We start from the raw sequence: 15,208 nt of genomic DNA, 5'->3' as shown, positions 1-15,208 counted from the left end.
GATTGACTCTATCTCTAAAACTTCTTTTTTACGTTCCCTTAAAATACAAATTAATATTTTGAGTGCTTTAGTTTTAAGGGAGATTATTACTCGTTATGGGCGCAATAATATTGGTTTTCTTTGGTTATTTGTTGAACCAATGTCATTTACTTTACTGATAAGTTTGATGTGGTTTTTTTTTAAAATAAATTCCGTTTCTAATCTCAACATAATTGCTTTTGTTATAACTGGTTATCCAATGGTAATGATGTGGCGTAATGCATCTTCTCGAGCAAAAAATTCAGTTAGCGCAAATCAGGCTCTATTATATCATCGAAATATAAGAATTTTAGATCTAGTTTATGCACGTGTTGCTCTTGAAATCATTGGTGCAAGCGCTGCGCAGGTATTTATTATGATTATATTTATTTTTCTAGGATTGATAGTTATACCTTATGATCCATTTTACATGATATGTGCTTGGGGGTTGATGTGTTGGTTTTCTTTAGGATTGGGGCTTATTATTTTCGTTTTATCCGCTAAATATGAAGTTTTTAATAAAATGTGGGGAACATTAAGTTTTTTGCTTGTTCCTCTTTCTGGAGCTTTTTTTTGGGTTGATACTTTCTCCCCCGAAGTCCAGAAAGTTTTGCTGCTAATTCCTCCAATTAATGGTACAGAGATGTTTCGTGCGGGCTATTTTGGACCTTTAGTAAACACACATCAAAATGTTAATTATCTAATCTTATGTAATATTGCTTTGCTATTTTTGGGCTTAGCAATGGTGAAAACTAATGAAGCTTATATTCTTGAGAATAACCAATGATAATCATTAAAGATGTTTGTAAAAAATATTCAACTAGAAAAGGCTATAAAACGGTACTGAATAATATTAATTTTTCCTTAAAAAAAGGAGAGAAAATAGGTATTTTAGGTCGTAATGGAGCAGGTAAATCTACATTGATTAGGCTTATCAGTGAAATTGAGAAACCAACTTCTGGAACAATAATTAGGAATATGAGTATTTCTTGGCCCCTCGCATTTTCAGGTGCATTCCAAGGTAGTTTGACTGGCATGGATAATTTAAAATTTATTTGCCGCATTTATGAATGTAATATCGAAAAAACCAAAAAATATGTTGAAGATTTCGCTGAATTAGGTGATTACTTGTTTGAACCTGTAAAAAAATACTCTTCAGGAATGAAAGCACGCCTGGCTTTTGCTTTATCATTAGCAATTGAGTTTGACTGTTATCTAATCGATGAAGTGATTGCTGTGGGTGATTCTAGATTCACAGAAAAGTGTAAAAAAGAATTATTTGAAAATAAAAAAGATCGTGCGCTTATTTTAGTTTCACATAATATGAATGCTATAAAAAATTATTGTGATAAAGCAATGGTATTAGATTCAGGTAATCTATATCAGTTCGAAACAATAGAAGAAGCGTATAAATACCATAATAATCAACAGAAAATTTCTTGATAACTAAATAGAGCTTTGAATGAAAAAAGTTGTTGTTTTCTCAAAAAAAATTTTATCTATAAAAAATATAAATCATTTTTTTTCCGATTTATCATTTAGTTATAAAAATAGAAAAAATGATGCTGATTGTGTTGCTGGTTGGGGTTATCGCCCAACGACTATTAAAGCTAGAGCATATGCGAAAAAGAATTCATTACCATTTATAGCATTAGAAGACGGTTTTTTACGCTCTATTGGTTTAGGTCTTGAAGGATATCCTCCTTTATCTCTTATTGCTGATATTATAGGAATTTATTATGATTCAAGGACACCTTCAGAATTAGAAGGATTAATTAAAAATAAAGTGCTTATAAATCAATATAAAGCACAAGCAACTCATGCCATAAAATTGATTATTGATAATGAGTTATCAAAATACAATCATGCTAAAACTTTTTCTGGTTTTAAAAGTAATACTGAAAATGAAAAGATATTAGTTATTGATCAAACTTATGGCGATATGGCCGTTGAATTAGGTGGTGCTAACCAAGAAACTTTTTTATTAATGTTGGATACAGCGAAGAAAGAAAATCCAAATGCTACTATTTATATAAAAACTCATACAGATGTAATTAATAAATACAAAAAAGGATATTTAACTCAAGTTGCTAATCAAAAATCAATCATTTTAATGAGTGATGATGTTAATCCAATTTCACTATTAAAAAATATTGATAAAGTTTATGTTGTAACATCCCATATGGGATTTGAGGCTTTATTGTTAGGAAAAAAAGTTATTACCTTTGGTTTACCTTGGTATGCAGGATGGGGGGTAACAGATGATAGACATAAAAGTATAAATCAAATAAAGAATAATAATAGAAGAACTGATGCTAGCATACTTGATTTATTTATCGCCAGTTATATTTTATATTGTAAATATATTAATCCGTATACTGGCCAAACAGGAACAATATTTGATGTTATTGACTATTTAATTAAAATTAAAAAATTGAATAATAAACTTAGGGGTAGTGTTAATTTAGTCGGATTTTCATTTTGGAAAAAGCAAGTTTTATTACCTTATTTAAATTTACCTTCAATAAAATGTAATGCTTATTCTATAAAAAAATTTAAAAATATAGCGAATAATCAAAATAATTACAGCCAGCTGATAGCACAAAAAATTTTAATTTGGGGACAAGGTAAAAATTCTTTATATCCCTTCATTGATAATTTACATCCCATTCGTGTTGAGGATGGTTTTATCAGATCAATTGGATTGGGCTCCAATTTAGTAATGCCATATTCATTAGTTTTTGATGAATTAGGTATTTATTTTAATTCGCAAAATAAAAGTGAATTAGAATTATTACTTGAAAATAAAAAAGTCGATCAGTACCAAATAGAAAAAGCCATTTCATTACAAAAATTACTAATAAAAACAAAATTAGGTAAGTATAATGTTGGCGAAAAGGTTAGCATCAAGTCAATTAATCAGAAACTGAAAATTATATTGATACCAGGTCAGGTTGAAGATGATGCATCTATTATTTATGGCTCTCCTAAGGTCACTACAAATCTAGATTTAATAAAATTTGTGAGAAAAAATAATCCTGATGATTACATCATCTATAAGCCTCATCCAGATGTTTTGAGTGGAAATCGTATAGGTAAAATAGATACATTAGAAGCACTAAAATATGTAAATGAAGTTATTGATTTCGTTGATATTATTGATTGTATTGAGCAAGTAGATGAAGTCCATACCATGACTTCATTAGCTGGTTTTGAAGCATTAATTCGCAATAAACTAGTTGTATGTTATGGACAACCTTTTTATTCAGGATGGGGATTAACAGTTGATAAATATCCTAATATCAGAAGAACTCGGATATTAACATTGCATGAATTAATTTATATTGTAATGTATGAATATGCTATTTATATACATCCTGATTCATTAAATTTTACTGATCCCGAAACATTAATTCATTATCTAAATAATAAGAAATTAAGTAATAAATCATCAATCAAGCAAAATTGGATTAAGAAGCAATTTAACAAATTAAAACAAATTATATTTCTTATTCATAAGCTAAAATCATCAAAAATTAGATAATTATCATAGCAATGATATTATCATTTATAATTAACTATTATTTATCTAATTCCTTTCGCTGCTTATTTGAAGATCTTTTGATCACTCAAATTTTAATTCCTCATTAAATCTATGTCATACCATTATCCAATAATAATTAATTGGTTTTAATTTTTTAATCTTAATATTATTAGATAATTATCATTTTATAAACTAAATTGTAAAAATTGTATTTCTTAATATTTATTAAATTATTTATTATTAATGAGTTAACATAAAAAATGTCATATATTTATTAATAAAATTTACAAAATTTTTATATTGTTTTATCATAATAGAATCATTAAACATAAATATTTTGCATTTGAACACGTATTTCGTTAATTACTTTTAAAACATATTTTTATTGTGCTTTTATTCATTTAGATAAGTGGCTGGAAAGTAGTTGAATGGAAGATTTGTATTGCATAAAACGGATATTTGAGGAATAACATTAATAAAATATAAGAGTAAATTTCGTTCTTAGTGGGAACTTAATCATCTAATTTTGAACAGTAATTTTCTTATATATAATATGTTATAAAGATTGTAATGAGTCATTATTTGTATGAATTAGCCACAACTCAAAGAAATATATTATTGCTGCAAGGTCCCGTTGGTCCTTTTTTTAAAAAGGTATCATTATGGTTACAAAAATTTGGATGTAATGTTTATAAAATTAATTTCAATGGAGGAGATGAACATTTCTATTCAATTAATAGTACTCCATTTTATGAATCAATTGAGAAATTTCCTCATTTTTTAGATGATTATATAAAACAGCATCAAATTAATGCCATTATCGTTTTTGGTGATTGCCGCGCTTATCATAAAATTGCTAAGTCAATAGTTGACTCTAATCCAAATTTATCTTTTTGGGCCTTTGAAGAGGGATATCTCAGACCTCATTATATAACGTTTGAAAAAAATGGAGTAAATGGCTTTTCTCTTATTCCTAAAAACCAAGATTTTTATAAAAACATCAAAGTTACAACGATTGATGAAAATAAAAGTAAATCTCATTTTTACTCTATGGTCTATTATAGCTCTATTTATTATATTTTTATGTTGTTGAAGAAACATAATTATCCAAATTACATACATCATAGAAAAACATCATTATCATTTTATGCATCTCGTTGGGGATTAGCACTTTTACGAAAATTTAAGGCAAAACTAATACAACCTAAATTAATAAAAAATGTAATAAATAATGAATATAAACCTTTTTTTGTTTTTCCTTTGCAATGCAATCAAGACTTTCAAATACAAGTTCATAGCCACTATCATTCGATGAAGTCATATATTTTTAGAGTTATTCGATCTTTTTCTATGTATGCAGATGATAAAAGCTATCTATTAATCAAACATCACCCTATGGATGAAGGCTTTAATAATTATAATCGTTTAATAAAAAAATTAGCTAGCCGTTATGGCGTAGATAAAAGAGTTATATATGTTCATGGTGTTCCTATGCCAATTTTACTTAGAAAAACGATTGGATTAGTTACTGTTAACAGTACATGTGGGCTTTCAGCGCTTATTCATGGACTACCTGTAATAACTTTAGGTAATGCTCATTATGATATAAATGGATTAACTTTTCAGGACGGACTTGATCGTTTCTGGAAAGAAGGACAAAAACCTGATCCTGAACTGTTTGAACGATATCGAAGCTATTTATATAACAAATCTCAGATTAAAGGTTCCGTTTATTACTCTGACTTTAAGTTAAATGCTAAATAATTTTAATTAAAAGAGAATATTCAAATGAGATATATAGTAACAAATATCAATGTAGATGGTAATTATTCAGACAATAAAGGGAATCTAGTTGTTGCACCAAAAATGTTGAATAATGTAACTGTAAATTTTGTCGGTAATAACAATAAATTAATTATCTCAGATACAAGTAAAATTCATGATATTAATTTTGATTTTCCATCACATAATGCCGTTATTCTTATTGGAGAGGGTGGAAATTTATCAGGGCAAATAAGGGCCGGATATCATTGTTATATTAATATTGGTAATAATGTGACTTCCACTAATAAAATATACATTACATCAGCAGAAAAAACAAAAATCATTATTGGTGATGATTGTATGTTCTCTACAGGAAATCAAATTCGTTCTGATGATGCCCATGCGATTTATGATGTTAATACCGGAGAAAGAGTAAATAAGTCTACCGATATTATTATTGGTGAGCATGTTTGGTTTGCTTATAACTCAGTAGTACTTTCAGGAAGTAAAATTGGAGAAGGTTCAATTGTAGGATTTGCTAGTATAGTTAAAGGCAAATATCCGAATAATTGTGTAATTGTAGGTACGCCTGCTCAAGTGACTAAGAAGAATGTTGCTTGGGAGAGGCCTCATGTAATGCTTTATGAACCTTGGATTAGGACTCATGAAAATCAAATCATCCCTCAGAAAGAATATTGGAATGAAACAAATGAGAATCGACCTATATATGTAGGTCAAGGTGTATTTCATAATATATACAAATTAACGCCTCCAGAAAAACTTCTTTATAAGAAAAAACATCGTCATTATATTGATTTATATGAAATTAATCTGAAAAAAAATAGGATTCATTTAAAAGGAACTGCAGCTATTATTGGTGTGCCTTGTCCAGAGTTCAACCCTCATATAAATAATTACTTATTATTTATTAATGAAAATGTATGTTATTCCAAAAAATTGGCAAAATTTTCAGACCCAAGTATTAGTCGAAAGTTATTTAATGGTGATTATATTAGCTATGATAAAGCTGGTATGTCCACCTTTAAATATCAAGGGCTATTAATTGATGATATTTGTGATGGCATATATAAATTAGTGATTAAATCAACTTTCAATGAATTGGAATATTATAGCGATCTAAAGATTGAAAATTTTAAGGAATCATTTTATGAAGATGAAATGGTTTCTTTGAAATTAAATCTTATTCAAGAAACTGTTTATTTCGAAAAAATAACAAAAAAACTTAAATAATATGCGGTTATATGAGTAAACTGAGTAAATTTTTAAAAAATCCAGGAATATTTTTTAGAGATTATTTTATAAAAAAATATCCCTTGTCTTTAGATGAACAAGGTCATAATTTGGTAGATGAAAATATCTTAATTCAAAATGATTTAAGGCTATATGATATTACCGAGAACAAAACAAATGAATCTGTTGATGTTGTTATTACATGGGTAAATAATTGCGATCCTGATTGGATAATAAAATTTGAATACTATAAAAACCAAAAAGCTAATAATATTAACCCTATTGCTATAGACAATGCCAGGTTTGAGGATCATGGAGAATTATTTTATGTAATTAAAAGTATTGAACTAAATATGCCTTGGGTTCGAACTATCTTTTTAATTACTGATAATCAAATTCCTAAATTTGATCTTTCTAGCAAAGTTAAGATTATAAATCATAGTCAAATTATTGATAAAAAATATCTTCCTACTTTCAATTCTCATGTTATTGAGGCTCATTTACATAATGTTCCTGATCTGTCCGAGAACTTTATTTACTTCAATGATGATGTATTTATTGCAAGATACTTACCAAAATCTCACTTTTTGTCTGGAAATAATATATCTTCACTCTTCTTAAATAGAAGAAATTTAGATGAAATGTTACAAAAAGGTATAACAACTCCAACTCTATCAGCATGTTTGAATTCAAGAAAATTATTATTCAAACAGTATAAAAAAAATATTAATGTTCCTTTAGTTCATACATATATCCCTTTAAAAAAAGCTTATTTTTCTTTTGCATGGTCACATTTTAATTTTGAAATTAACTCTTTTATTAGTAATCGATTTAGAGATGAGAATGATCTTAATTTAGCTACATTTTTAGTTCCGTGGATTATGTATTTTGAACGGCAATCCATGCTGGCGAGGGATATCTGCTATTATTTTAATATTCGTTCTGCTTTTGCCAATACAAATTATAGTTTATTAAATTTTAAAAAGGAAAAGCAGTTATTACCTCATTCATTTTGTGCAAATGATTTTCAATCAAAAAAAGACTCGTCATTACAATATAAAGATAATTTAATGATTTTTCTAGAAAAATTTTATACTTAAAACTGGTTTGGATTTTAATTTTATGAATATACTTCATGTAATAACCCACGGGGGGTGGGCTGGTTCAGAATCAATCGCAGCATGTATTGCTAATGAACAAGCAGCTAGAGGCGATAATGTTACCGTTATACTTAGACGTAATAAGGCATTTAAAGATAGAGATATTCTGAGAAAATTTCTGCCTGCTATAAATATATTTTGGGTTGAACAAAATGAAACACATCCAGATAATCAAATGAAAAATTTAATGAAAAATGAGTTGTTTATTCACCAAATTTCTCTTGTTGATATATTTCATGCTCATTTGCCTTATGGATGTTTGCTTGGAAAACTTATAAAAGAAAAATTTGGGCTAACATTCAATATTTGTGTAACAATGCATGTAAGATTTCATCCGTTGTATTATTTTGCAGATAAATTATTTACTGTGGCAAAATGGCAAAAACAAGAAATTCCTGATGATTATTCTGGAGAGGTGTTTACTGTAGAGAATTTTATTTGTAATGCGACTTATTCATTTAAAAAACAATTATTCTTATTAAAAAGAAAGTTTTATATTAGGGATCATTATAAATATATTGTATATATAGGAAGATTAGATTTAGTCAAAGGCGCTGATATACTTATTAGAGCATTCAATAAACTTAATTCAGAAAAATATAAACTGATTATTATTGGTGATGGTACAGAAAGTGCGTATTTAAAAAAAATTGCATCAAAAAACATCATATTCACTGGAAAAATATTCAATGCTGCATGTATGCTAGATATTGCAGATATATGTGTTATTCCATCTCGTTTTGAATCATTTGGTCTTGTTTTGCTAGAAGCTATAAATGCAGGTTGCAGAATTATAGCAACAAATATCCCATCATTTAAAGAAATACTAGAGTCGGATAATTATCTATTTGAAAATGAGAATGTTAATGCATTATCAAATAAAATAAAAGAATACATAGACAATCCATCTATAGGGTTTGTAAATAAGAAAAAAATTGATCAATATTCATTATCAAATGCTATGCGTAAACTAGACTTGGCATATTTTCCTAATAATCATAATTGCCTTGAATTTGAAAATGTAACTATTGAGGATAATTATAATGTCTAAATTGATAAGAAAAACTCGTAAACTAATAAAAAATCCTAAAGCTTTTGTTGAAGATTCATTTTTATTTAAGAAACTAAGTCGTAAGCAAAACGTAATACAAGCTTCTAATGTAATTATTAAAAATTCTCCAGAAAACATAACACAAAAATCAAGTTCAACTGAGAATGTTATTCTTACAAAAACTCCAAAGGGAATGGAGCAACAGCTTAATTTACCTACTAAAAGTACTCCAGAAAAAGTAAAACAGACTAATTCAAGCACTATTGGATTATCAACCTTAATTGAAGATTTTATTACTCCTCACGAACAAGATGCAGTGCTGTTTAGCCTATTAGATAAAGCAGGGATAAATTATCATATTGTTCATACAGGTTGGAATCATATTATTAGAATAGCTGTGCAAGATCTATTTGTAACAAACATTATTGAATTAATTAGGAGCAGTGAGAAGTTCACAAAAAATGTATATATTGTAGAAGGGAGCAATCGATATGATTTAGTTAGATTGTATTTTCATGATGATAAATATGTATATAAAAATACAATATTTCAATTTGATCCTTGGTATATGACTCCACACGGAATTATGACAAGAAATAAAAACTCCCAAATTCAATTTATACCAAAAGCTCATGTTAATCGAACGGTGCATTCATTTGCTCCAATAAGATTAGGAAAAGATATTCAACATATTGACAATATTCAATCAATGCTAAGACTAGATTCATTTCTTTTTGATGAATATGAAGGCCCAATTGATATAGTATATACTTGGGTAAGTGATAGTGATCCTGAATGGTTAAGAAAAAAAAGTTATTATTCTGGAGAAAGTATACAGAATCAAGATACACGTTTTATAGATTATGAACAACTAAGATATTCTCTACGTAGTGTTGCAGCGTATGCTAAATTTATAAGAAAGATATTTATAGTTACTGATCATCAAATACCTTATTGGTTAGATACAGATCACGACAAAATCGTTATGATTAACCATGATGACATATGTAATGATAAGACGAGCTTACCAGTATTTAATTCTGTAGCTATCGAATCTTGGATTCATAAAATAGAAGGATTATCGGATAATTTTATATATGCAAATGATGACTATTTTTTCGGCTCTCCTGTAAGCAAACAACATTTTATTCATCCTAATGGTGTAGCTAAGTTATTTCTTGAGCCTATTCCTAATGCCTATGGTGAAGTTTTTGCAGATAGCGAGCCCACAACTCAGTTATCTCTATTCACAGCCCAATGTTTTTACGAAAAATTTAATAAGTGGCCTTCATTTTGGCCTCTGCATGCTCCAATGATTAAAAATATACATATTATTGAAAAAATGATTGATTTGTTTCAAAAACAAATAGATAAAACAAGTCGTTCTAGATTTAGAGAGACTGAAACAATTTCTCCTTTATATCTTATGTCATCGTATTTCGCTTATTCAGAAGGAAAGAGCGTTGTATCTTCAATTAGATATGAATATATTAGTTCTGATGATCCAAATTTGGACTCTAAATTATCTAACTTATTATTAAAAATTAAAGAAGGTAAATGTGAAGTATTTTGTCTAAATGATCATAGAACTATTACGGAAGAACAAATATCGAAAGTAGCTAGTTTTATGATGAAAGCATTTCCAATTGCCGCTGAATGGGAATTAGATAAATCCTTTTAATTGTATTGGTAATATTTATATAGTTTGACAATTAAATTATTTATGTCGCATCCACCATTAGAAAAACGGATCGATGCCTTACGAAATGGTTCATATAACCGTTAATTTTAAATCCATTATTTAATCTTATATTGTCTTGACAAGTGTTGTGATAATCACTATAACACTTGTCAATTCCATACCTGCTTAACCTGAGTTTGTGAGATAGTTAAATGTTGCATCATAAAGCGACCTACAATAAATTAGAATTACTTAGTCCAGCTAAAAATATTGAAATTGCCAAACAAGCTATTTTGCATGGTGCTGATGCAGTATATATAGGTGGACCGAGTTTTGGTGCTAGACATAATGCGGGTAATTCTGTTAGTGATATTGCTCAATTAGTTGAATTTGCTCATCACTATTATGCAAAAGTTTTTGTGACTCTCAATACCATATTACATGATAATGAACTTGAAGCTGCAAGACAGCTTATTTGGCAATTTTATGATGCAGGTGTCGATGCATTGATTGTACAAGATATGGGCATATTAAATATGGATATCCCACCGATTGATTTACATGCCAGCACTCAAATGGATATAAGAACACCTGAAAAAGCTAAATTTTTGTCTGAAGTTGGTTTTTCGCAAATTGTGCTTGCTCGAGAGCTTAATTTAATTGAAATTGCTAAAATTCATGAACAAATAGATGTAAAAATAGAATTTTTTATCCATGGTGCACTTTGTGTTGCATTTTCCGGTCAGTGTTATATTTCTCATGCTCAAACAGGGCGTAGTGCCAATCGTGGTGATTGTTCTCAAGCATGCCGATTACCTTTCACCTTAAAAGATGATAAAGGTCGAATTGTTGCTTACGAAAAACATCTTTTATCTATGAAAGATAATAATCAATCAAATAATTTGCGGGAATTAATCAGCGCAGGCGTGCGATCATTCAAAATAGAAGGGCGTTATAAAGATTTAAGTTATGTAAAAAATATTACTGCATTTTATCGTCAAAAATTAGATCACATTTTATGTGAGTATCCTGATTTATCTCCAGAATCAAGCGGTAAAACGGAGTTCTTTTTTACGCCCGATCCGAATCGAACTTTCCATCGAGGTAGTACCGATTATTTTGTTCATGGCCGAAAACCGGATATAGGGGCTTTTGACTCACCAAAATTTATTGGCTTATCCATAGGTGAAATTACAAAAGTTACATCCAAAACGATAGAGGTTAAAACAGATAAATTGTTAACTAACGGTGATGGTTTAAATGTTTTAGTTAAACGTGAAATTTATGGTTTTAGAGCCGATAAAGTAGAAAAAATTGCAGTTGGTCATTATCGAATTTTCCCGAATGAAATTCCTAAAGCGCTGTTTTCGGTGAAATTACCTTATTTAGTTAATCGAAACTTAGACCATATTTGGCAGCAAAATTTACTTAAAAACTCAAGTGATCGACGAATTGGTGTTATATTTGAATTAAGTAATCAAGATGGTGGAATTATTCTTTCAGCTAAAAGCGAAGAGGGCATTTGCGTTACATTAGAGCTAAATAGCGTATTTGCTATTGCAGATCAACCTGATAAAGCAATTAACAATATTCGTGATAATCTTTCAAAACTTGGTCAAACTATATATTATCTAATTGATTTTAAAATTAATTTATCAAAAGTCTATTTTATTCCCAGCAGTCAACTTAACCAATTTAGACGAGATATTATCGCAAAATTAACCACAGAACGACTAAAAAGTTACTGTCGACAAAAGCGCAAACCTGAATTAATACCAAAGCCAATATATCCTGAAAATCAGTTATCGTTTTTGGCCAATGTTTATAATCATAAAGCTAGAGAATTTTACACTCAGCATGGGGTTGAATTAATTGAAAGTGCTTATGAAGCTCACCAAGTTAAAGATGATGCACCATTAATGATAACTAAACATTGTTTACGTTTTGCATTTAACTTATGCCCTAAACAAGCTAAAGGTATACAAGGTGTTAAAACTAAAGTTACACCAATGAAGCTTATTCAAAACAATGAGGAGCTACTGCTAAAATTTAATTGTAAAGCGTGTGAAATGCAAGTTTGGGGGAAAATAAAAAATCATATTCTAAAAATGCCATTACCCGGTAGTGAGGTCATTTTACTGACTAAAAATAGTTAAATTGTAAATTGGTTAATAATTTTTGACGTTTTTAGTTTAGTATTTAATTATGAAAAATTTTTTAGTCATGTTTAGTAAGGTAACAACAAAACAGAAGTTCGCAATAATTATGTTAATTTAACATAATATACATTATGCAAACTTTATGTTATTGATTATTAATAATATTTTTATTTGCTTGGTATTTTGACTAAAAAATAATTAGTGATAATTCAACAGGGTTACATTATTACCATTCTTAAAATCAAAGGGAAGTGACGACAATAAGACTAATATTGTTGTTATTTTATATGTTGAGAAGATATAGAAAGATTAGTAGCTCTTATACTGTTTATTTTTTATGCATCTAATTAACGTATTGATTTAGATCATGAATTAAATTTTATACACAGTGTTATTTACATTTTATGTTAATAATTGCGCGGTGTTGCTATAGTCAATCGGTCGCAGTCACGCAGTGAACTATTGAGAAGTCACCAAGTTTTATCCTTTAATGCGGGTCGAAGGAACGCACCGCGAGGCTTTCCGCTTAGGTGTCTTTTAAAAATTTTTCATAATTCAAATGTTAATATCACCAAAACTAGCTAAGGAGTACAGTATTTGAGACCAAAAAGAGCGAGCGGAAACAATTGAAGGCATGATGAAACATGAATTCAGACACGCATTTGTGGTAAATTTAATTACACTAGAACAACATGAAATTATCTGCAGGAGCTCAATAAATTAACGTCTTACTTTTATAAAAATAAAAGATACTTTAACTTTTTATGATAAGGATTGGATTAAAATCAATAACTATTATGAAAAAATTGTAGCCTTAGATTTTGTGCGTAATCGAATTAAAGAAACTTTAGACTATTCTTGGCTAATTGAGGTGTAATAAAGATGTTTGATAATTTTGAGCTGATAGCGCAGGCAGCAAAAAAACAATGAATTTCAAATTTTGACTCCACCAATGTCAATCACCCTAAAAATCCCTATGCTCAAGAAGTGTATCAAGCCAATGATTTATATAGACTGCGGCATAATTTACAGATAAAACCAGATGAGAAAGATAACTTTTTTGAAAGTGATTTATATAAAGATAATGAAAAATTACGAAATATTAAATTTTATGATGTTGAACAATTAGATAAAACTTCATTTGATAAACTTCCCCCTGAAATTAAACCAGAAAAGTACACAACGATATCAAGTCAAATGTTAGACCGGACATTGGATATTCCAAGAAAAAAGTTAGCCGAAAAATTTATTAGTCATGGAAAAATAACATCGCAAGATCTGGAGCTGGAGGATTAAACGATAAATTATCAATATAGTGTGCCGAGATTATATAGTGTTACAGATTGACCGATTCCAGATTGGTATTAGATGCCACAAATTTTTAAATTAGCGTCATGAATCTGTCAGTTAAATTACTAAAATTCATCTACGTTTATATCGGTACGCATAATGTATATTATGTTAAATTGATTAAATTGTTATTTTATTATTAATATTTCATTTGAATGTTTAAGTTGTTGTTGATTTAAATTATAGACCTTGAGTTTTGATTGTGAAATGTTACGTATATCATCTTATTTATTCAAGCTTTTGAGTCTATGCTTCTCACCTACCTAGGCTTTTAATTTAAGTTACGTTGAAGCTCATAAAAATTTATGATTTGATCTTATCGAATTTAATCAGGCACTTTTAATCGAATTTATCATTTATTTTGTTCTTTTTTAACATATAAAAAAATAATGGCTAACTGTTATATATTGTTTTATTGTAAAATATGCGATTATTATCAATTATCGAATTGGAATTAATCCTTTTAATAAAATATGCAAAGTAACTATAAGCCATTACGTTCCAAAAGTTATTCAGTCCCTTGTGAATTATGTAGTGTAGGTTCATTATGTATTCCTATGTTAGTCAATAACAAATTGCATACAGTTTTAGATCGTAAATGTTCTTATACCAAAGATCAGATCTTGATAGAAGAAAATACACCTTTCACTAAATTTTATATTATTCATTCAGGTGCTTTAAAAACTTATATCACCACCGCCGATGGTAATGAACATATTAATGGGTTTTACTTGCCAGGTGACATTGTTGGTTTAGATTCTATTTCAACAAAAGTATATAACTATACTATTAAAGCCTTAAATAATGTTGCCGTTTGTGAACTTAATTATGAAGAATTAATGTCACTTATTGAAGTCAATAAAACCGTTAGAGATATGATATTCAAGTTGTTAAGTACGGATATCTATAACTATCAGAAATTACTATTATGCTATTCCCAGAAAAAAGCGGATGAACGATTAGCATTTTTTATCTATTCATTATATAAACGCTATGAAAAACGAGGTCACACCTCTTTGAATATAAAATTATCAATGAGTAGGACTGATATTGCCAATTATTTAGGATTAACAATTGAGACAGTTAGTAGAATTTTGTCTAAGTTTCAAGAGCAAGATATATTATCAGTAAAAGGAAAATATATTTTTATCAAAAATTTAAATGCTTTAATTGTTTTGGGAAAGTAATTTATTTCATGATAAAATATTTTAAAAAGTTCATATTAAGGTT

The 15,208-nt window shown here is 28.5% G+C and carries 11 protein-coding genes; all 11 read left to right on the top strand.

Features of this window, described 5'->3' with window-relative positions:
• Position 1 precedes the first annotated feature (1 nt).
• The 11 genes from J3U57_RS07170 to J3U57_RS07120 all read left to right on the top strand — a co-directional run bounded on the left by J3U57_RS07170 (position 2) and on the right by J3U57_RS07120 (position 15,165).
• Entirely contained in the window at positions 2 to 805 is an 804-nt protein-coding gene (locus J3U57_RS07170; protein WP_416379666.1) for an ABC transporter permease, read from the top strand.
• A complete protein-coding gene (locus J3U57_RS07165) occupies positions 802 to 1,461 on the top strand; it encodes an ABC transporter ATP-binding protein (protein WP_267344117.1) in 660 nt (219 codons plus the stop codon). Before J3U57_RS07170 ends, J3U57_RS07165 begins: the two co-directional genes overlap by 4 nt.
• A gap of 19 nt (positions 1,462 to 1,480) precedes the next feature.
• Complete coding sequence (locus J3U57_RS07160; RefSeq protein ID WP_267344118.1) at positions 1,481 to 3,562, top strand: capsular polysaccharide biosynthesis protein; 2,082 nt, start codon at positions 1,481 to 1,483, stop codon at positions 3,560 to 3,562.
• A 582-nt stretch (positions 3,563 to 4,144) separates the two neighbouring features.
• Positions 4,145 to 5,326: a capsule biosynthesis protein gene (locus tag J3U57_RS07155; RefSeq protein WP_267344119.1), complete on the top strand. Its 1,182-nt coding sequence runs from the start codon at positions 4,145 to 4,147 to the stop codon at positions 5,324 to 5,326.
• A 24-nt stretch (positions 5,327 to 5,350) separates the two neighbouring features.
• Positions 5,351 to 6,577: an acyltransferase gene (locus J3U57_RS07150; RefSeq protein WP_267344120.1), complete on the top strand. Its 1,227-nt coding sequence runs from the start codon at positions 5,351 to 5,353 to the stop codon at positions 6,575 to 6,577.
• Positions 6,578 to 6,588: 11 nt separating this feature from the next.
• Entirely contained in the window at positions 6,589 to 7,677 is a 1,089-nt protein-coding gene (locus J3U57_RS07145) for a Stealth CR1 domain-containing protein (RefSeq protein ID WP_267344121.1), read from the top strand.
• Between the two features lie 22 nt (positions 7,678 to 7,699).
• A complete protein-coding gene (locus J3U57_RS07140; RefSeq protein WP_267344122.1) occupies positions 7,700 to 8,788 on the top strand; it encodes a glycosyltransferase family 4 protein in 1,089 nt (362 codons plus the stop codon).
• Complete coding sequence (locus J3U57_RS07135) at positions 8,781 to 10,469, top strand: Stealth CR1 domain-containing protein (RefSeq protein WP_267344123.1); 1,689 nt, start codon at positions 8,781 to 8,783, stop codon at positions 10,467 to 10,469. The genes J3U57_RS07140 and J3U57_RS07135 overlap by 8 nt, the downstream gene beginning before the upstream one ends.
• A 212-nt stretch (positions 10,470 to 10,681) precedes the next feature.
• Positions 10,682 to 12,625: a peptidase U32 family protein gene (locus J3U57_RS07130; protein WP_267344124.1), complete on the top strand. Its 1,944-nt coding sequence runs from the start codon at positions 10,682 to 10,684 to the stop codon at positions 12,623 to 12,625.
• A 990-nt stretch (positions 12,626 to 13,615) separates the two neighbouring features.
• Positions 13,616 to 13,924: a hypothetical protein gene (locus tag J3U57_RS07125; RefSeq protein ID WP_267344125.1), complete on the top strand. Its 309-nt coding sequence runs from the start codon at positions 13,616 to 13,618 to the stop codon at positions 13,922 to 13,924.
• Positions 13,925 to 14,451: 527 nt separating this feature from the next.
• The gene (locus J3U57_RS07120; RefSeq protein WP_267344126.1) at positions 14,452 to 15,165 is read left to right on the top strand and encodes a helix-turn-helix domain-containing protein; all 714 of its coding nucleotides are present in this window, start codon (positions 14,452 to 14,454) and stop codon (positions 15,163 to 15,165) included.
• Positions 15,166 to 15,208 lie beyond the last annotated feature (43 nt).

This window comes from Gilliamella sp. B3464 (assembly GCF_026536145.1).
In the GTDB taxonomy this organism is placed as follows: Bacteria; Pseudomonadota; Gammaproteobacteria; order Enterobacterales; family Orbaceae; genus Gilliamella.
The sequence above is the reverse complement of the archived record's forward strand: the minus strand, read 5'-3'. Positions and strand labels throughout refer to the sequence as shown.

Bases quoted from the DNA above. Each gene is read 5' to 3' on its own strand.
- J3U57_RS07165 (WP_267344117.1), top strand. From the start codon at position 802: ATGATAATCATTAAAGATGTTTGTAAAAAATATTCAACTAGAAAAGGC.
- J3U57_RS07160 (WP_267344118.1), top strand. From the start codon at position 1,481: ATGAAAAAAGTTGTTGTTTTCTCAAAAAAAATTTTATCTATAAAAAAT.
- J3U57_RS07150 (WP_267344120.1), top strand. From the start codon at position 5,351: ATGAGATATATAGTAACAAATATCAATGTAGATGGTAATTATTCAGAC.
- J3U57_RS07145 (WP_267344121.1), top strand. From the start codon at position 6,589: ATGAGTAAACTGAGTAAATTTTTAAAAAATCCAGGAATATTTTTTAGA.
- J3U57_RS07140 (WP_267344122.1), top strand. From the start codon at position 7,700: ATGAATATACTTCATGTAATAACCCACGGGGGGTGGGCTGGTTCAGAA.
- J3U57_RS07135 (WP_267344123.1), top strand. From the start codon at position 8,781: ATGTCTAAATTGATAAGAAAAACTCGTAAACTAATAAAAAATCCTAAA.
- J3U57_RS07130 (WP_267344124.1), top strand. From the start codon at position 10,682: ATGTTGCATCATAAAGCGACCTACAATAAATTAGAATTACTTAGTCCA.
- J3U57_RS07120 (WP_267344126.1), top strand. From the start codon at position 14,452: ATGCAAAGTAACTATAAGCCATTACGTTCCAAAAGTTATTCAGTCCCT.